Source organism: Streptomyces sp. NPDC059247, from assembly GCF_042754005.1.
Lineage (GTDB): Bacteria > Actinomycetota > Actinomycetes > Streptomycetales > Streptomycetaceae > Streptomyces.
Map to the genome: position 1 here is coordinate 19,546 of NZ_JBHYZW010000014.1, position 18,102 is coordinate 37,647.

Below are 18,102 nucleotides of genomic sequence, written 5' to 3' on the forward strand. Positions count from 1 at the left end.
GAGGGATTCCTTCCTTGGTTCTCCGGTCCTAGTACGCGGCCGTGCAGCCCCAGTTGTCGCTGGCGACGCGGCCGCAGGCCCGCGCGAGGAGGCCCGCGTCGTTGATCATCCGCGTCCAGACGGTGGCCCCGTCGCCGCTGTAGTGGACCGGGTAGAACGCCGTCTGGGAGCCGTTCGCGTGCACCCGCTCGACCGTGACGGTGAAGCCGAAGGTCGCTCCGGCGCTGTAACGCGCCCAGGCGGCCCGGCAGGTGGCGCTGTAGCGCAGCTCCACGCCGGGGTAGTAGCTGTCCCGCACGGTGGTCGCGTCGTTCTGGCAGATCGTCGTGGACGGGTCCAGGCCCTGGCAGCTCGCCGCGTAGCAGGACGTCGCCGCCGACGCGGGCGAGGAGGCGAACAGCAGGCCGGACGCGGCGAGCGCCAGGGTCGAGCCGGCGGTGGCGAGTTTGCGGGTGAGCGTGTTCACGGCGGCCCCTTGGTGCTGGCGTGGTGGGTGGCGGTCGCAGCTCGACGTGCTGCGCCGCGGCACACGCTGCCAGTCCCGGGGGTGTCCCGACGGGTCCGGTCGTCCCGCGGGAGGGAGCCGGTACGGCGCCGGGCACGACCGGCCAGGCGGGGGCCGAGCGGGGGCCCGGCGAGGGGGACATCCCGTCGGGCGCGCGGGACGGGGCGGGGGGACGCGGGACGGGAAGGGGCTCCCGGCGGGGCGTTCCGTGGGACGGCCCCCGGCCCCTGCCCCTGTGCCACCCCTCCTCCGGCCCCTCCCCTGTGCCTCCCGGCGCCTCCCGGCCCCTGCGCCTGCGCCTGTGCCTGTGCCTGTGCCTGTGCCTGTGCCTGTGCCGGAGAACGCCGGAGGCCCCCGGTCACCCGTGAACGGGTGGCCGGGGGCCTCTGGGGGCTTCGGTGCGTCAGTGCACCGGAACGACCTGCTTCTCCTCGGCGAAGTGGCACGCCGAGAAGTGCGCCGCCGGGGTGTCCTGGCCCTGGAAGCGCTCCGGGATCGCGAGCACCGGGGTCTCCTGCGAGCAGCGGTCCTGCGCCTTCCAGCAGCGGGTGCGGAAGCTGCAGCCCGACGGCGGGTTCGCCGGCGAGGGCACGTCACCGGTGAGGATGATCCGCTCGCGGTGCGCGCGGGCCTTCGGGTCCGGCACCGGCACCGCGGAGAGCAGCGCCTGGGTGTACGGGTGCGTCGGGTGCTCGTAGATCTGCTCGTCCGTACCGATCTCGGCCATCTTGCCGAGGTACATGACGCCGACGCGGTCGGAGATGTGCCGGACGATCGACAGGTCGTGCGCGATGAAGAGGTAGGACAGGTTGAACTCGTCCTGGAGCTTCCCCATCAGGTTGATGACCTGCGCCTGGACGGACACGTCCAGGGCCGAGACCGGCTCGTCGCAGATGATGATCTCCGGGTTGAGCGCGAGGCCCCGGGCGATGCCGATGCGCTGGCGCTGACCGCCGGAGAACTGGTGCGGGTACCGGTGGATGTACTCCGGGTTCAGACCGACGACGTCGAGCAGCTCCTGCACCTTGCGGCGCCGGTCGCCCTTCGGGGCCACCTCGGGGTGGATGTCGAAGGGCTCGCCGATGATGTCGCCGACCGTCATGCGCGGGTTGAGCGAGGTGTACGGGTCCTGGAACACCATCTGGATGTTGCGGCGCACGGCCTTCAGCGCGCGGCCGGACAGCTTGGTGATGTCCTGGCCCTTGTAGAAGACCTCGCCCGCGGTGGCCTGCTCCAGGTTCATCAGGAGCTTGGCGACCGTGGACTTGCCACAGCCGGACTCGCCCACGATGCCGAGGGTCTCGCCCTGGTAGAGGTCGAAGGAGACCCCGTCCACGGCCTTGACCGCGCCGACCTGCTTCTTGAAGAGGATGCCCTGCGTCAGCGGGAAGTGCTTCTTCAGGCCACGCACCTGGAGGATCGGCTCGCCACGGTCGACGGGGGCGTCGAGGGCGGCGGCCACGGCCTCGTCGTTCTTGCTGAGGTCAGCCATGGATCGTCTCCTTCCAGAAGTGGCAGGCGCTCTTACGGCCCGGGAGGTCCGCGCCGTCCTGCTCGGTGACCGGCACGAGGGCCGGGATCTCCGTGCGGCAGATGTCGTCGGCCTTGGGGCAGCGCGGGTTGAAGGCGCAGCCGGTGGGCACCTTGAGCAGGTTGGGCGGCAGGCCCTTGATCGCGTAGAGCTCCTGGCCCTTCTGGTCCAGGCGCGGGATCGAGTCCAGGAGGCCACGGGTGTACGGGTGGGCGGGGCGGCCGTACAGCTCGTGCACCGGCGCCTGCTCGACGATCCGGCCCGCGTACATCACGGCGATCTTGTCCGCGACGTCGGCGACGACGCCGAGGTCGTGGGTGATCAGGATCAGGCCCATGTTGTATTCCTGCTGGAGCTCCGCGAGGAGGTCCATGACCTGGGCCTGGACGGTCACGTCGAGAGCCGTGGTGGGCTCGTCGGCGATGATCAGGTCGGGCTCCAGGGCCAGCGCCATGGCGATCATGATGCGCTGGCGCATACCGCCGGAGAACTGGTGGGGGTAGTCGGAGACCCGCGCGCTCGCGGCGGGGATCTTGACCTTGTCCATCAGCTCGATGGCCCTGACCTTGGCGTCCTTCTTGGACAGGCCCTGGTGTACGCGGAACATCTCGCCGAGCTGGTAGCCGACGCTGAGGACCGGGTTCAGGGAGGACAGCGCGTCCTGGAAGATCATGGCGATCTTCCGGCCGCGGATCTTCCGCCGCTCCTCCTCGGGCATCTTCAGCATGTCCTCGCCGCGGAACAGGATCTCGCCCTGCGGGATCTTGCCCGGCGGCATGTCGAGGATGCCCATGATGGCCTGCGCGGTGACGGACTTGCCGGAGCCGGACTCGCCGAGCACGGCGAGCGTCTCACCGGCGTTCACCGAGTAGTTGACGCCGTTGACCGCCTTGGCCACACCGTCGCGGGTGTGGAACTCGACGTGCAGGTCGCGCACTTCGAGCAGGGGTCCGGTGTGGTCGCCTCCGCCACGGGGCGCGGGGACGGCCGAGGTCTTGTCGATGATGGTCATCTCTTACGCCCTCCTCAGCGCAGCTTGGGGTCGAGGGCGTTGCGGACGGCTTCGCCGAGCATGATGAACGCCAGAACGGTGATGCTGAGCATGATCGAGGGCCAGAGCAGGATGTGCTGGGCCACTCGGATCTGGTCGACACCGGTGGAGATGTCCACGCCCCACGAGACGGTCGGGGCGGCGAGGCCCAGGCCGAGGTACGAGAGGGTGGCCTCGGCGGAGATGTATCCGCCCAGGGCGATGGTGGCGACGACGATCACCGGAGCCATGGCGTTCGGCAGGATGTGCCGGAACAGGATGCGGACCGTGCCCGCGCCCAGCGCCTTGGCTGCGTGGACGTAGTCGGCCTGCTTGACGGTGATCACGGCACCGCGCATGACGCGGGACATCTGGGTCCAGCCGAGGAACGCGAGGGCGAAGACGACCACCCAGACCGTGCGCTCGACGAAGGACTGCAGGACGACCATGGCGCCGAGCAGGAACGGGATGCCGAAGAAGATGTCGGTGAGGCGGGAGAGCAGCGCGTCGATCCAGCCGCCGAAGTAACCGGCGAGCATTCCCATGATGCCGCCGAGAACGGTGACGATCGCGGTGACGCAGACGCCGACGATGATCGAGGCACGGGTGCCGTAGATCAGTCGGGCGTACACGGAGCGGCCCTGGCCGTCGTAGCCCAGCCAGCCCTCGGAGCCGATGTTGCCGAGCTCCGGCTTGCCCAGGAAGTGCTTGACCAGGTCACCGGTGGTCGGCGAGGCGCTGGTGAAGAGGCTGGGGAAGGCGGCGATCAGCAGCAGGAAGAAGATCAGCACCGTCGACACGAGGAAGTACGGGTTCCGGCGCAGGTCGACCCAGGCGTCGCCCCAGAGGCTGCGGGGCTTGTCCTGCTTCGCCGGAGGAGTGACGTCGGCGGGAAGCGCGGCGGCCTCGACGGCGGCTGCGGTCTTGGTCACGTCAGGCATAACGGATCCTCGGGTCCAGGACCGCGTACAGCAGGTCGATGAGCAGGCTGGTGACGAGGTAGATGATCACCAGGATGGTGACCAGGCCCACGAGGGTGGATCCTTCGCGCCGGGTGATCGACTCGGCGATCAGACCGCCGACACCCTTGATGTTGAAGATCCGCTCGGTGACGACCGCGCCGCCCATGAGGGCGCCGATGTCGGTGCCGAGGAAGGTGACCACGGGGATCATCGAGTTGCGCATGAGGTGGACGCCGATGATCCGGCGCCGGGGCAGGCCCTTGGCGACGGCGGTGCGCATGTAGTCGGCGCGCAGGTTCTCGGCCATGGAGGTGCGCGTGAGGCGCGCCACATAGGCGAGGGAGAGACCGCCGAGCACCATGGCCGGGGCGATCATCTCGGACCAGAGCTGGTCGTTGCTGACGTTGGGCGCGATCCAGTCCAGTTCGAAGGCGAACACCATCTTGATGATGAAGCCGAGGACGAAGACCGGGATCGAGATGATCAGCAGCGTGAAGATCAGGATCGCGTTGTCGGCGAGACGGCCGGCCTTGAGACCGGCGATGACGCCGAGGCCGAGGCCGAAGATCAGCTCGAAGGCGAACGCCAGGGCGGCGAGCTGGAGCGTGACGGGGAACGCCGCACCCAGTACCTCGGTGATCGGGCGACCGTTGCGGATCTGGTTCCCGAAGTCGAAGTGCAGGATGATGTCGGTCATGTAGTTCCAGTACTGCTGCCAGAGCGGCAGATCCAGTCCCAGATCATGTCTGATCTTCGCGAGGGTCGCGGGGTCAGCGCCCTTGTCCCCGAACATCCCCGCCACGGGGTCGCCGGGCAGGCTGTAGACCATGAGGAAGATCAGCAGGGTGGTCCCGAGGAAAACCGGGATCATCTGGAGCAGTCGTCGTGCGACATAGCGCCCCATCATGCCTCCGTTGAAATGTGACAGCAGCAGCGACAGGCCCTCCCACGACGTCCGCGCCCCTGTGGGTACGCGAATGTCGTGGAAGGGCCCCCCAGCCACCTGCGTAAGGCACCGAGACGGGACTGACTTTCCGTCAGTCCCGTGACGGCGTGCGGACTACGCTCGGGTGATTACTTCTTGACCTCGACGCCGGTCAGGATCGGGTCGCCGTCCTGGCCGTACGCCACGCCCGAAACCTTCTCGGAGTAGCCCGCGTTGACCTTGTAGTACCAGAGCGGGATGGACGGCATGTAGTTGAGCAGTTCCTTCTCGATGGCCTGGAACTGCTTCACCGAGTCGTCCAGCGTCGCCGCGGAGTCAGCCTTGGAGATCTTGGCGTCCAGCTCCTTGTTGGAGAAGTCGCCCTGGTTGCCCGCCGCACCCGTGAGGAACAGGTCCTTGATGAAGTTGGCGTTCACCGGGTAGTCGAGCACCCAGCCGGAGCGGTACAGCGACTTGACCTGCTTGCCCTTGCGAGCGGTCAGGTCGGCCTGGAAGTCCGGCTTGCCGTCGCCGACGCACTGGACGCTGGTGGACTGCTGGATGGAGTTGCAGACCGCGTCCACCCACTCCTTGTGTCCACCGTCGGCGTTGAACTGGATCGAGATCTTGTTGCCGGGGACGCCGCCGCCGGCCTTGATCAGTTCCTTGGCCTTCGCCGGGTCGAACTTGGTGACGCCGTTGCCGCCGTCCTCCTGGAAGCCCAGGACGCCCTTGGCGACCCAGCCGGTCGCGGGCTCACGGGTGCCCTGGAGGACCGTCTTGGTGATGGTGGCGCGGTCGATCGCCATCGACAGACCCTGGATGACGCGCGGGTCGATCGGCTTCGGCTTCTTCCACTGGTCCGCGTAGAAGGCGACGGCGATGGTCTGGACGGCGGAGTACGGCTGGTCCACGGCGCGGTCGCCGAGGTCCTGGCGGTAGACCGGGAGGTCCTTCGGCGCGATCTGACGCAGGACGTCGACGTTGCCCGACTTCAGGTCCTCGTACGCGGCCTCGAGGGTGGTGTAGTTCTTGAAGACCACACCGCCGTTCTTCGCCTTGTTCGGGCCCTTGTAACCGTCGAATCGAGTGATCTCGATCTTCTTCTTGTGGTCCCAGCTCTTGAACTTGTAGGGACCGTTGCCGACCGGCTTCTGGCCACCGGCGACCGGGTCCTTGTAGAAGGACTCCGGGAGCGGGGCGAAGACGATGTAGGCCAGCTTGTGACCGAAGTACGGAACGGCCTTCGAGAGCTCGATCTTGAAGGTGTTCTCGTCGACGACGGTCAGACCGTCGAGCTTGTCCGAGGTGGGCTTGGCGCCCTCACCCTCGGGGTGGACCTTCTCGAAGCCCTTGATCTCCGCGAACCAGGAGGACAGACCCTGGGCGTTCTTGACGTTGGCGTTCCAGTTCCACGCGTCCACGTAGGACTTGGAGGTCACCGGGGTGCCGTCGTGGAAGGTCCAGCCCGGCTTGAGCTTGACCGTCCACGTCTTCGAGTCCGTCGTGGTGACCGACTCGGCGTTGATCATCTCCAGGGAGCCGTCGGCCTTGTAGTCGACCAGGGTCGAGAACAGGCCGGCCATCACGGCGGAGCCGTTGGACTCCATCGTGTCACCGGTGAGCAGGGGCTTCTCAGGCTCGCCCAGCTCGATGGAGAAGATTCCGTTCGGGTCAACAGCGCCCTTGGCGTCACTGCCGCCGTCGCTCTTACCCCCGCCACAGGCGGTCGCAGCAAGGGCAACGATGATCGCGCCCGTTACCCACTTGGCGCTCTTGGCACCGCGCATGGGTTCCTCCTCATGAGTCCACTTTGTCACTACAAGAGGGGCACTCCGAGTTCAGCCGACACCCCTGACGGCTTTGGACTCACGTACCCCGAGTGTGCTCGTGAGTCGGCACTCCCCACAGTGCGTGACCCATTGACCCGAGCTCAATGGAGCCAACTATTAAGTACGTCCGGGCTGTAAACCACACTTAAGTGGTCTCGTTTTGACAACATCACCATGTGTCCGGATACCGAAATCCGGACAAAGTGAGCACAGACAGACACCCCCGAAACGGACCGTTAACACACGTACCGGAGAGCGATGGCCGATATGCGGACACCCGGCCTCCGAAATCGAGTTGACCGGAGTTGACGAAAAGCCCGGACCCCCACCGTGTCCGTGGGGGTCCGGGCTCTGTCGCTGACGCGATGTCAGCCGAGAGCGGAGTGGATCACAGGTCCGTGATCTACCCCGCCGTCATCGGCCGTATGCGGGCGCGCTCGGGCGATCTCGCTCGGTCAGTTGTTCTTGGCGCGGGAGGCGCTGCGACCGCGCGCGTTCTGGTCCAGGATCACCTTGCGGATGCGCACGGCCTCCGGGGTGACCTCGACGCACTCGTCGTCGCGGCAGAACTCCAGGGACTGCTCCAGGGAGAGCTTGCGCGGCGGGACGATCGCCTCGAAGGAGTCGGCGGAGGCGGAGCGCATGTTGGTGAGCTTCTTCTCCTTGGTGATGTTCACGTCCATGTCGTCGGAGCGCGAGTTCTCGCCGACGATCATGCCCTCGTACACCTCGGTGCCGGGGTCGGTGAACAGGACGCCGCGCTCCTGGAGGTTCGTCATCGCGAAGGCGGTGACGGCACCGGCGCGGTCGGCGACCAGGGAGCCGTTGTTACGGGTGGTCAGGGTGCCGAACCACGGCTCGTGACCCTCGTGGATGGAGTGGGCGATGCCCGTGCCGCGGGTGTTGGTGAGGAACTCCGTACGGAAGCCGATGAGGCCCCGGGACGGGACGACGAACTCCATGCGGACCCAGCCGGAGCCGTGGTTCGACATGTTGTCCATACGGCCCTTGCGGACGCCCATGAGCTGCGTGACCGCGCCCATGTGCTCCTCGGGGACGTCCACCGTGAGGCGCTCGACGGGCTCGTGCGTCTTGCCGTCGACCTCCTTGGTGACGACCTGCGGCTTGCCGATGGTCAGCTCGAAGCCCTCGCGGCGCATCTGCTCGACCAGGATGGCGAGCGCCAGCTCACCACGGCCCTGGACCTCCCAGGCGTCCGGGCGCTCGGTGTCGAGCACGCGGAGCGAGACGTTGCCGATCAGCTCGCGGTCGAGGCGGTCCTTGACCTGGCGGGCGGTGACCTTGCGCTGCTTGACCGCGGACTTGGCCTCCGCGCCCTTGCCCGTGCCACCGCGGCCGACGAGCGGCGAGGTGTTGGTGCCGATGGTCATGGAGATGGCCGGCTGGTCGACCGTGATCAGCGGCAGCGCGATCGGGTTCTCCGGGTCGGCCAGGGTCTCGCCGATCATGATGTCGGGGATGCCGGCGACGGCGCAGATGTCACCGGGACCGGCGACCTCGGCGGGCTTGCGGGTGAGCGCCTCGGTCATCATCAGCTCGGTGATGCGGACGTTGGAGATCGTGCCGTCCCGCTTGATCCACGCGACCGTCTGGCCCTTGCGCAGCTCGCCCTGCTCGACGCGGAGCAGCGCGATGCGGCCGAGGAAGTTGTCGGCGTCCAGGTTGGTGACGTGGGCCTGGAGGGGTGCCTCCTCGTCGTACGAGGGGGCCGGGACGTGCTCCAGGATGGTGGAGAAGAACGGCTCCAGGTTCTCGCTGTCGGCGGGGACGGTGCCGTCCGCCGGCTTGGTCAGCGAGGCGACGCCGTCACGGCCGCAGGCGTAGACGATCGGGAACTCGATCTGGTCCTCGTCCGCGTCCAGGTCGAGGAAGAGGTCGTAGGTCTCGTTGACGACCTCGTCGATCCGGGAGTCCGGGCGGTCCGTCTTGTTGATGCAGAGGATGACGGGCAGGCGCTGCTGGAGGGCCTTGCGCAGCACGAAGCGGGTCTGCGGGAGCGGGCCCTCGGAGGCGTCCACGAGGAGGACGACCGCGTCCACCATCGACAGACCGCGCTCGACCTCGCCGCCGAAGTCGGCGTGGCCGGGGGTGTCGATGATGTTGATCGTGATCGGGGCCCCGCCGTCCTTGGGGTGATACTTCACCGCCGTGTTCTTGGCGAGGATCGTGATGCCCTTCTCACGCTCCAGGTCGTTCGAGTCCATCATGCGGTCGTCGAGGTGCTGGTGGGCGGCGAAGGCACCGGCCTGCTTGAGCATGGCGTCGACGATGGTCGTCTTGCCGTGGTCGACGTGGGCGACGATGGCGACGTTACGGATGTCGTGGCGCGTGGGCATGGGTGCTTGCGCTTCTCTCGGATCGTGGGATGCGGCGTCAGTTCCTCGTACGCCCGCCGGGCGGACGCGCCACGGCTATGTCCTATGGTACGGGGCTGCCGCGCAAGGGGCTTCCCCGGTAGAGATCGCGGAGGGACCACGGAGAGATCGAAGAGGCATCGCGGAGAGGGTGCCGGGGGTGCCCGGGGGTGTGGGGGAGGTCGTGCGGCCGGGTCAAGGGGCCGACGCGATCCTGCCCGCCGGGATCACCGGCGGGCAAGGAACTTGAGCTGCTTCTGAGGTTCTGACCTGCGATTTCAGGGTTTCACTGGTTCTTTTCCGTGCTCTTGGGGGATTCGGGCTTCTTGAAGCCGATGTCCTGGTACTGGGGAGTGGCCAGGCCCCAGGCACCGGCGTTCACCAGCTCGGCCCTGGCCGCGGCGAGCTGCGGGCGCTGGTAGAGGGGAATCGATCCGGCGGCGGCCCAGATCCGGGCGTCGGCCTGACGGACCAGGTCGCGGGCCTCGTCCTCGTCGAGGGTCCTCACCGCCTGGTCGAAGAGCTGGTCGATGCGGTCGGTGCCGACCCGCGAGTAGTTCTGTTCGACGAGGAGGGAGCCGTCCGAGGCGGGCTCGGGCTTGGCGAAGATCGGCCGGGCGTCGGTCGCGGGGAAGGCGGAGGCGGGCCAGGAGTAGAGGGCCAGGTCGTAGTCGCCGGAGGCCACGTGGTCCTTGAAGAAGCTCTCGTCGGAGACCTTGGTGACGGCGGTGCGAATGCCGACCGCGTCGAGCATCCGGACGATCCGGTCGCCCACCGCGCGCAGCGACTCGGAGCCGGGGCCGGACGGCAGGACGAAGCGGAGGACGAGCGGCTTGCCGTCCTTGCCGAGGGCCTGGTTGGCCACGGGGACGGCGGCGGGTGCGGCGGAGCCGCGCGGGGCGTAGGCCCCGGCGACGCCCTTGTCGGTCCGGGCGACGGTCCGGGCGGCGTGGGCGGCGGCGCCCGTACCGGTGTCGAGGGCCTCGGCGCGGGCGAGGAGGGCGGCGCTCTGGCGGGCGGCGGCGGGGGCCGGGGCGAGGACGGCGGTGCCGCTCCCGGGGCCGTCCTCGCCGAGGGCGACGACCCGGCGGTCGCCGGGCTTGTCGTCGCCGACGATGTAGAGGCCCTCGTCGGAGGCGGTGTCGCTCCCCTTCTTCCTGGTGTCGGCGGAGTCACCGGCCTTCCCGGCGTCGGTGGAGTCGCCGGTCTTCTTGCCGTCGCCGGAGTCACCGGCGCCCTCCGCCTTCTCCCCCTTCTCCTCCTTCGCCTGCTTGTCGGCCTCGCTGCCCGCCTTGGTCCCGGCGGGCTTCCGGGTGGCGCCGCCGGGGATCCAGCCCGCGTCGGCGAGCAGGGCGCGCGCCTCCTTGGTGTCCTGGCCGCCGAGCGCGTCGCTGCTGTCGGCGTAGGCGGCCTGGCCCGCGAGGGCGAGGTGGCTGCCGGGCGGGTTCGCGGGGAGGCCGAGCGGCTTGAGGACGGAGTCGGCGAGTTCCTGGCGGTTGAGGGCGCGGGCCACCGCCCGGCGCACCCGCTCGTCGGAGAGCGGTCCGGACTCGCCGTTCAGGGAGAGCTGGGTGTAGGCGGGTTCCAGGGACTTGCGGACGGCGTACCGGGTGAGGGTGGTCTGGGCGCTCGCGTAGCGGGCGACGGCCTCCTGGTTCTCGGCGCGGGCGGCCCGGACCTCCTCGGCCTTCTCCTCGTCGGAGCCGTGCGCGAGGGCCCAGGACCTCAGGGCCTTGCCGGGGGTGATCCCGGAGCCGGGGCCGTGGGCGAGGGCGGCCTGCGCGCCGCCGCGTCCGGCGCGGGCGTCGCGGAGCGCGAGGGAGATCCGGTCGGCGGTGGCGCGGTCGATCTCGGCGAGGTCGAGGGTGCCGTCGGCGAGGGCCTGGGTGCGGTCGGCGCGGGGCACGGCCTTGAGGACGAGGCTGTCGAGCTTGGCGGTCCGTCCCCACCAGCGGGGGTTGCGGACGAGGGTGACATCGCCGCTCTTCCGGTCGACCGACTTCAGCAGGAACGGTCCTGCGGTGGCCTTCAGCGTGGTGCGGGCCCCGTCGTTGAACGCGTTCGGGGAGCCCATCACCTGCTTCGGGTAGAGCGGGGTGAAGAGGGACTGCCAGTCGGCGTACGGCTTGGCGAAGGTGACCCGGACCTCCAGGTCGTTCTTGCCCTTCTCGATCTTCTCGATCCGCTCGTAGCCGGAGTTCCGGGCGGTCCAGTACGCGGTGTCCCGGCCGCTCAGCGCCCGCCACTGGGCGACGAAGTCGGGGGCGCCGACCTCGCGCCCGTCGCTCCACACGGCCTGCTGGTCGAGCTTGTAGAGGACGACCTGCTTGGGCTCCGTCTCGACGACCTGCGCGGACTCCAGGTAGTCGGGGTTCAGCTGCGGCCTGCCCCGGGCGTCGAGGGTGTAGAGGGAGGGGAGCACCGCCCCGGCGATGCGGCTGGTGGTGCCGTCGGCGTCGGCCTGGAAGGTGTTCAGGGTGGTGGGCAGGGCGTCGACGGCCCAGCGCAGGGTGCCTCCGTCGGCGACCCTGTCGCGGGTGGCGGGCGCGTTGTCCTGAGCCGCGCCGGGGATCTCGTCGGCCGGGTCGCCGGAGCTGCATCCGGCGAGGACGGTGACGGCGAGGACGGCGCTGCTGAGGGTGGCGACGGAGCGGAGCGTGCGGGAGCGGGGGCTCCTGGAGCATGTCCTCCCGCGAGGGGCGCCGATCTGGGACATGACATGTACCCCTTCGTCCAGATTTATTACATTTGGAGATGATCACACCTATGACTCATCCAATGAAAAGGACGATGGAGATCCGGCCCCCACGACACGGCGCCATGTCTGAAAATCCCACTCATGCGGCCCAACCGGGACCTCTCCCCCACCCCGGACGACGCCCCCTCCCCCACCCCGGACCCCGACCCCGCTCAGGGCCCCGACCCCGGCCCGGCCTCCCGGTCGCGGCCCCCCATATGCGGACATAGCCTCCCTTCTGTGACGCGAAAAGCCGCCCGTGTGCCGCGACGAGCCGCCCGAGCCCTCCTCTCGGTACTGGCGGCGGCGTGGTGGCTCCTGGTGCCCGCCGCCCACGGGGTGCGCGCCGACGACCCCGTCACCCTGTCCCGGGACGGCCAGATCACCGACCGGGTGGACGCCCTCGGCGACCGCCGTCCCGCCGTGGTCCAGGCCCTCGGGCGGCTCTACGACGCCCGGCGCGTCCAGCTCTTCGTCGTCTACGTCCGCGACTTCTCCGGGCGCGGCGGACAGGACTGGGCCGACGCGACCGCCCAGCGCAACGGTCTGGGCGCCGACGACGTGCTCCTCGCCGTCGCCACCCACGACCGCCGGTACGGCTACTCCGCCGATCCGGCCTCCCGCTTCACCCGCGCCCAGCTCGACGACGTCGCCCGCACCGCGATCGAACCCGCGCTCCGGCAGAACGACTGGGCGGGCGCCGCCATCGGCGCCGCCGACGGCTACACGGCCGTCCTCGCCGACCTGCCGGTGCCCGTCCCCGCCGTCACCTCCGGACCCGCCGACCCCGGTGCCGCTCCCACCGACGGCGGCTCCGCCACCGACCTCGTACTGCCCGTGGTGCTCGTCGGCGGCGCCGGGGCCGTGGCGGCGTACGCGTACGTCAAGAGGCGCCGCAGGACCGAGACCCGCACCACCCCGGGCGGCGACCGGGGCTGGGGCCCGCCCCCCGAAACCGTTCCGCCGTCCCTCGACGCGCTCGACGGGGAGGCCCGCAGGGCCCTGGTCGCCACCGACGACGCCGTCCGCACCAGCCGGGAGGAACTCGGCTTCGCCACCGCCCAGTTCGGCGAGGAGGCCGTCCGCCCCTTCACCGAGGCGGTGGCCTTCGCCGAGGAACGGCTGACGGCCGCCTTCCGGCTGCGCCAGCGGCTCGACGACGCCTTCCCCGAGGACGACGCCACCCGCCGGGAGCTGCTCGCGGAGATCCTGCGCGGCTGCGCCGAGGCCGACGCCCGGCTCGACGCCGAGACCGAGGACTTCGACCGGCTCCGGGCCCTGGAACGGACCGCGCCCGAGGCACTGGTGGCCGTCGAGACCGCCTTCCGCGAGCAGACCGGACGGACGGGCACCGCCGAGGCGACCCTGGCCGCCCTGCGCGAGCGGTACGCCGACACCGCCTCCGCGCCCGTCGGCGGCGACGTCGAGCAGGCCAAGGACCGGCTGGTCTTCGCGACGACCCATGTCAACCAGGCCCGCCAGCGGATCGACACCGGGGACAACGGCGGGGCCGCCGTCCACATCCGGGCCGCCGAGGGAGCCGTGGGCCAGGCGGCCCGGCTGATCGGGGCCGTGGACCGGCGGGCCCGGGAACTGGCCGAGGCGGCAGGACGGCTGCCCGGGGCCCTCGCCGAGACCGACGCCGACCTCGCGGAGGCCAGGGGGCTGCTGGAGGGCGCCCGGGACGGCGCGGCCACCGCCGGTCTCCGGGGCAGGACCGCCCGCGCCGAGTCGGTGCTCGCCGAGGTCCGGCGCACCGTGGACGCCGGACGGTACGACCCGATCGACGCGCTCCGCCGGATCGAGGAGGCCGACACCGCGCTCGACGAGGCCCTGGCCGGGGCCAGGGAGCAGGCCTCGGGCGACCGGCGCGCCCTCGCGCTCCTCGGCCAGGCGACGCTGACGGCCCGCTCGGCGGTCGGCGCCGCCGCCGACTACGTCACCACCCACCGGGGCGCGGTCGGGGCCGAGGCCAGGACCCGGCTGGCCGAGGCCCAGCGGCACCTGGCGGAGGCGTCGGCCCTGGCCGGGGCCGACGAACCGGCCGCCGCCCTCGCCGAGGCCCAGCGGGCGGACGCGCTCGCCCGCCGCGCCCAGGACCTCGCCGAGCGGGACGTACGGGCCTACGGCAACCCGAACGGCCCCGGGGACGGTCCCGGGGGCGGTCCCGGCGGTCCGTTCGGGACGGCCGGGACCGGTGGCGGGCTCGGCGGCGCGGTGCTCGGCGGCATCATCCTCGGCGGACTGTTCGGCGGGTCCGGCGGATACGGCCGGGGTCCCGGCGGCGGGCCTGGCGGCGGCTCGGGCGGCCGGTCCGGGGGCTCCGGCGGCGGGCCCGGCAGCTTCGGCGGCAGCGGCACCCGCGGCCGGCTCGGCGGTGGCGGACGCTTCTGAGCCCCGGCGGCGACCAGGACGACGACCTCACCCCCGTACCCCCGCCCCTTCCTCTCCGTTCCGTCCCCCACAAGGAGAAGCGCCATGAGCAAGCAGACCGTCCTCGGCCGGGTGACCCAGCTGGCGAAGGCCAACATCCACGCCCTGCTCGACCAGGCGGAGGACCCGCAGAAGATGCTGGACCAGCTGATCCGCGAGTACGCGGACAACATCGGGGAGGCGGAGGAGGCGGTCGCCTCGACCATCGGGAACCTCCGGCTGATGGAGCAGGACCACCAGGAGGACGTGGCGGCGGCGAAGGAGTGGGGCGGCAAGGCGCTCGCCGCCAGCCGGAAGGCCGACGCGCTGCGCGGCGCCGGGCGGACGGCGGAGGCGGACCGCTTCGACGGCCTGGCGAAGGTGGCGCTCGGCCGTCAGCTCCAGTCGGAGAAGGAGGCGCGGACGGCGGAGCCGGTCATCGCCGCCCAGACCGAGGTGGTGGCGAAGCTGCGGACCGGCCTCGACCAGATGCGGGCCAAGCTGGGCGAGCTGACGGCCAAGCGGGACGAACTGGTGGCCCGCGCCCGCTCGGCGCGGGCCCGGAACACGATGACGGACGCGGTGCGGAACATCGACGTCCTCGACCCGACCAGCGAACTGAGCCGGTTCGAGGACAAGGTGCGCCGGGAGGAGGCGCGGGCCCTGGGCAAGGAGGAACTCGCGGCCTCTTCGCTGGACGCGCAGTTCGAGGAGCTGGACGCGCTGGGCGACAGCGCCGAGATCGAGGCCCGGCTGGCCGCGCTCAAGGAGTGACGGGACCGGGACCGGGACGACGACGACCGGGCGCGGCGGAACGGCTCGGGCGCCGACCGGCCGGGCCGGGGCCTGCCGGGCCGGATCCGGTGGGACCGGTGGGACCGGTGGGACGAGCGTGGTCGGGCATGGCCGGGCGGAGAGCCGCGCGGGACCGGGCGGGACCATCGGAGCCGCGCGTGGCCGCGCGTGGCCGGGCAGGCCCGGGCGAGGCCGGGCGGGAGCACGCGGGACCGGGCAGGGCGGCGCCGGTCCGGGCAGGCCCGCGCGGGAACCGGGCGGAGCCGCCGCAGGACCGGGCGGCGCCGGTCCGGGGGTCAGAACATGCTCAGGAGCTGTTCCACCGTGGGTTCCGCCGTGCCCTCGCCGTCCGGGAGGTCCAGTTCGAACCAGACGGTCTTGCCGCGCGGGGTCCGCCGCGCGCCCCACGAGGAGCTGAGGAGCCCGACGAGCTGGAGGCCCCGGCCGCCCTCGTCGGTGTCCTTGGCGCGGCGGCGGCGCGGCTGGACGAGCCCCGCGTCCCACACCTCGCACACGAGGGTGCGGTCGCGGAGCATCCGCAGCCGGATCTCCCCCTCGCCGTACCGGAGCGCGTTGGTGACGAGTTCGCTGACGAGGAGCTCGACGGTGTCCACGAGCCCTTCGAGGCCCCAGGACCCGAGCTGCGCGCGGGCGAGTTCCCGGGCGCGGCCGACCGAGCGGGGCTCCCTGGGCAGCTGCCAGTCGCCGACCGCCTCGCCGGGCAGTCCCTGGATCCTCGCCATGAGCAGGGCGATGTCGTCCTCGCCGTGCCCGGTGTTCAGGGTGCTGAGGACCCGGTCGCAGACGTCCTCCAGCGGGCGGACGGGGTCGGTGAGGGCCCGCTGGAAGGCGCTCAGGCCCTCGTCCAGGGGGTGGTCGCGGGACTCGACGAGGCCGTCGGTGTAGAGGGCGAGGAGCGCGCCCTCGGGCAGTTCGACCTCGACCTCCTCGAAGGGTTCGCCGCCGACGCCGAGCGGCATCCCGGGGGGTACGTCGAGCAGGACGGCGGCCTTGCCGGGTTCGACGAGGACCGGCGGGAGGTGCCCGGCGTTGGCGAAGGTGCAGCGGCGGGTCACCGGGTCGTAGACGGCGTAGACGCAGGTGGCGAGGTAGACCTCGGAGAGTTCGGGGCCCCGGCCCTTGTGGGCGCGGGACTGCTGGGCGCCGATGGGGGCGCCGAGCCCCCGGGCGATCTCGTCGAGGTGGGAGAGGACTTCGGCGGGTTCCAGGTCGAGCTGGGCGAGGGTGCGGACGGCGGTGCGCAGTTCGCCCATGGCGACGGCGGCGCGCAGTCCCCGGCCCATGACGTCCCCGATGACGAGGGCGGTGCGGTGTCCGGGGAGTTCGATGACGTCGAACCAGTCGCCGCCGACCTCGGTGGCGGCGGTCCCCGGCAGATAGCGGCAGGCGATGTCGAGTCCGGCCGCCTCGGGGTCGCCGGGCGGCAGGAGGCTGCGCTGGAGGATGAGGGCGCGCTCGTGCTCGCGGCGGTAGAGGCGCGCGTTGTCGATGGAGACGGCGGCGCGGGCGGCGAGTTCGGCGGCGAGGGCCCGGTCGCGCTCGCCGAAGGGTTCGCTGCCCTTGGTGCGGGAGAACTGGACGAGGCCGACGACGGTGTCGTGGGCGGTCATCGGGACGACCAGGGTGGACTGGACGAGGTCGCCCCCGGAGCCGGGCACGGTCCGGAGGCGGCCGGTCCGCAGGGCTCCGGCGCACGGCGAGTTGAAGGGGTAGCGGTGGACGGCGCCGACCTCGATGGGTTCGGGTCCGCAACAGCCGCCGCCGGGTTCGTGGCCGCCGTCGGTTCTCAGGGCGGCGTCCGATACGGCGCTGGCGAAGGCGACCCTGCGCAGTTCGGCGCTGCCCGCTCCGTAGCCGATGTCGTGGGAACTGCCCCACCGGCCCGGTGGTGCCTCGTCGCCGGTGAGCAGGCCCTGGTAGAGGTCGACGGAGGCCAGGTCGCAGAAGCCGGGGACGGCGACGTCGAGGAGGGCGCGGGCGGTGGCCTCCAGGTCGAGGGAGTTGCCGATGCGGGCGCCCGCCTCGTTGAGGAGGGCGAGGTTGCGGCGGGCGCTGGCGGCTTCCCTGGCGGTGCTGTGGCGGCGGGTGACGTCGATGCCGAGGCCCGCGACGCCGATGGGGCGGCCCGAGCCGCTGTGCACCCGGTAGAGGTTGACGGACCAGTGGCGGCGGTCCCTGGCACCGGGCGCGGCGCCGACGATCTCGAAGTCGGTGACGGACTCGCCGGTGTCGAGGACGCCACGGAGGGCGGCGGTCAGCCGGTCGGCCTCGGCGCGGCCGAGGTAGTCGTGGACGGTACGGCCCCGGTGGTCGTCGGCGGAGCCGCCGAAGACGGTGGCGAACCGCCGGTTGGCCCGCTTGACGGTGAGGTCGGTGCCGAAGAGGAGGAAACCGAAGGGGGATTGACCGAATATCGCTTGTGAGGCGGCGAGGTCGGTCTCGATCCGGCGCAGGGCGCGCACATCGACGACGATGCAGAGCGCGGCCCGCTCCCCGCTGGGGGTCTCGCTGGGCATGACGTACATCTCGGCGACGCCTCGGGGCCGGTCCTCGCCGGGTACGCGGAACGGGACGAGGCCCGTCCACTCCTTGCCGTCGAGGATCTCCCGGACCCTGCGCCGACCGCGCTCGCGCAGGTCGGCGGGCATGAAGGCTTCGACCGGATCCTTGCCCCTGGCCTCTTCGGCGGTGACTCCGAAGAGGTCGACGGCCCGTCGGCTCCACTGCTCGACGAGGCCGTCGGGCCCGATCGAGAAGGACGCCACCCGGATGTAGTCGTAGATGGAGCCGGGCGGGCTGCTGTGCCACACGACGCCGCCGCTCGCCGTCTCAGGTATCTCGCTCACGCGACCGTCCCCTCCAGCTCACCGCACCGGACCGGCCATGCCCGAAGTATTCAGCACCTCGGGCACCGGCGGCACGACGTTCACGATCACAGGGTGGTCTCGTTCGCCTGACGCCGAGTACCGGTGATCGT

General features: G+C 71.1%; 11 protein-coding genes. 2 read left to right on the forward strand and 9 right to left on the reverse strand.

Annotation, left to right across the window (positions count from 1 at the left end):
* Positions 1 to 28: 28 nt before the first annotated feature.
* The 8 genes from ACFXGN_RS23335 to ACFXGN_RS23370 form a co-directional block, all read right to left on the reverse strand.
* Positions 29 to 466 carry a DUF2690 domain-containing protein gene (locus ACFXGN_RS23335; protein ID WP_384862397.1) on the reverse strand — a complete coding sequence of 146 codons (438 nt, stop codon included), beginning with the start codon at positions 464 to 466 and terminating at the stop codon, positions 29 to 31.
* A gap of 442 nt (positions 467 to 908) precedes the next feature.
* The gene (locus tag ACFXGN_RS23340) at positions 909 to 1,997 is read right to left on the reverse strand and encodes an ABC transporter ATP-binding protein (RefSeq protein WP_384862399.1); all 1,089 of its coding nucleotides are present in this window, start codon (positions 1,995 to 1,997) and stop codon (positions 909 to 911) included.
* Positions 1,990 to 3,048, reverse strand: a complete 1,059-nt coding sequence (locus ACFXGN_RS23345; RefSeq protein WP_384862402.1) for an ABC transporter ATP-binding protein — start codon at positions 3,046 to 3,048, stop codon at positions 1,990 to 1,992. Before ACFXGN_RS23345 ends, ACFXGN_RS23340 begins: the two co-directional genes overlap by 8 nt.
* A gap of 14 nt (positions 3,049 to 3,062) precedes the next feature.
* Positions 3,063 to 4,007 (reverse strand): ABC transporter permease, encoded by a 945-nt coding sequence (locus ACFXGN_RS23350; protein ID WP_384862405.1) that lies wholly within the window; start codon positions 4,005 to 4,007, stop codon positions 3,063 to 3,065.
* Positions 4,000 to 4,932 (reverse strand): ABC transporter permease, encoded by a 933-nt coding sequence (locus ACFXGN_RS23355; RefSeq protein ID WP_384862719.1) that lies wholly within the window; start codon positions 4,930 to 4,932, stop codon positions 4,000 to 4,002. Before ACFXGN_RS23355 ends, ACFXGN_RS23350 begins: the two co-directional genes overlap by 8 nt.
* Positions 4,933 to 5,102: 170 nt before the next feature.
* Complete coding sequence (locus tag ACFXGN_RS23360) at positions 5,103 to 6,743, reverse strand: ABC transporter substrate-binding protein (RefSeq protein WP_384862408.1); 1,641 nt, start codon at positions 6,741 to 6,743, stop codon at positions 5,103 to 5,105.
* A 497-nt stretch (positions 6,744 to 7,240) separates the two neighbouring features.
* On the reverse strand, positions 7,241 to 9,142 hold the full coding sequence (typA, locus tag ACFXGN_RS23365; RefSeq protein WP_384862411.1) for a translational GTPase TypA: 1,902 nt from the start codon (positions 9,140 to 9,142) through the stop codon (positions 7,241 to 7,243).
* Positions 9,143 to 9,446: 304 nt separating this feature from the next.
* On the reverse strand, positions 9,447 to 11,876 hold the full coding sequence (locus ACFXGN_RS23370; protein WP_384862414.1) for an ABC transporter family substrate-binding protein: 2,430 nt from the start codon (positions 11,874 to 11,876) through the stop codon (positions 9,447 to 9,449).
* A 261-nt stretch (positions 11,877 to 12,137) separates the two neighbouring features.
* Here ACFXGN_RS23370 and ACFXGN_RS23375 point away from each other — a divergent pair, with 261 nt between their 5' ends.
* Both ACFXGN_RS23375 and ACFXGN_RS23380 read left to right on the forward strand, forming a co-directional pair.
* A complete protein-coding gene (locus ACFXGN_RS23375; RefSeq protein WP_384862417.1) occupies positions 12,138 to 14,291 on the forward strand; it encodes a TPM domain-containing protein in 2,154 nt (717 codons plus the stop codon).
* 84 nt (positions 14,292 to 14,375) lie between these two features.
* Complete coding sequence (locus tag ACFXGN_RS23380) at positions 14,376 to 15,083, forward strand: PspA/IM30 family protein (RefSeq protein WP_384862420.1); 708 nt, start codon at positions 14,376 to 14,378, stop codon at positions 15,081 to 15,083.
* Between the two features lie 317 nt (positions 15,084 to 15,400).
* Here the strand turns inward: ACFXGN_RS23380 and ACFXGN_RS23385 are convergent, their stop codons facing one another.
* On the reverse strand, positions 15,401 to 17,971 hold the full coding sequence (locus ACFXGN_RS23385; protein WP_384862423.1) for a SpoIIE family protein phosphatase: 2,571 nt from the start codon (positions 17,969 to 17,971) through the stop codon (positions 15,401 to 15,403).
* Positions 17,972 to 18,102 lie beyond the last annotated feature (131 nt).

Coding starts and splice junctions, on each gene's coding strand:
- ACFXGN_RS23355 (WP_384862719.1), bottom strand. CDS start 4,932: ATGGGGCGCTATGTCGCACGACGACTGCTCCAGATGATCCCGGTTTTC.
- ACFXGN_RS23345 (WP_384862402.1), bottom strand. CDS start 3,048: ATGACCATCATCGACAAGACCTCGGCCGTCCCCGCGCCCCGTGGCGGA.
- ACFXGN_RS23340 (WP_384862399.1), bottom strand. CDS start 1,997: ATGGCTGACCTCAGCAAGAACGACGAGGCCGTGGCCGCCGCCCTCGAC.
- typA (WP_384862411.1), bottom strand. CDS start 9,142: ATGCCCACGCGCCACGACATCCGTAACGTCGCCATCGTCGCCCACGTC.
- ACFXGN_RS23360 (WP_384862408.1), bottom strand. CDS start 6,743: ATGCGCGGTGCCAAGAGCGCCAAGTGGGTAACGGGCGCGATCATCGTT.
- ACFXGN_RS23380 (WP_384862420.1), top strand. CDS start 14,376: ATGAGCAAGCAGACCGTCCTCGGCCGGGTGACCCAGCTGGCGAAGGCC.
- ACFXGN_RS23370 (WP_384862414.1), bottom strand. CDS start 11,876: ATGTCCCAGATCGGCGCCCCTCGCGGGAGGACATGCTCCAGGAGCCCC.
- ACFXGN_RS23350 (WP_384862405.1), bottom strand. CDS start 4,007: ATGCCTGACGTGACCAAGACCGCAGCCGCCGTCGAGGCCGCCGCGCTT.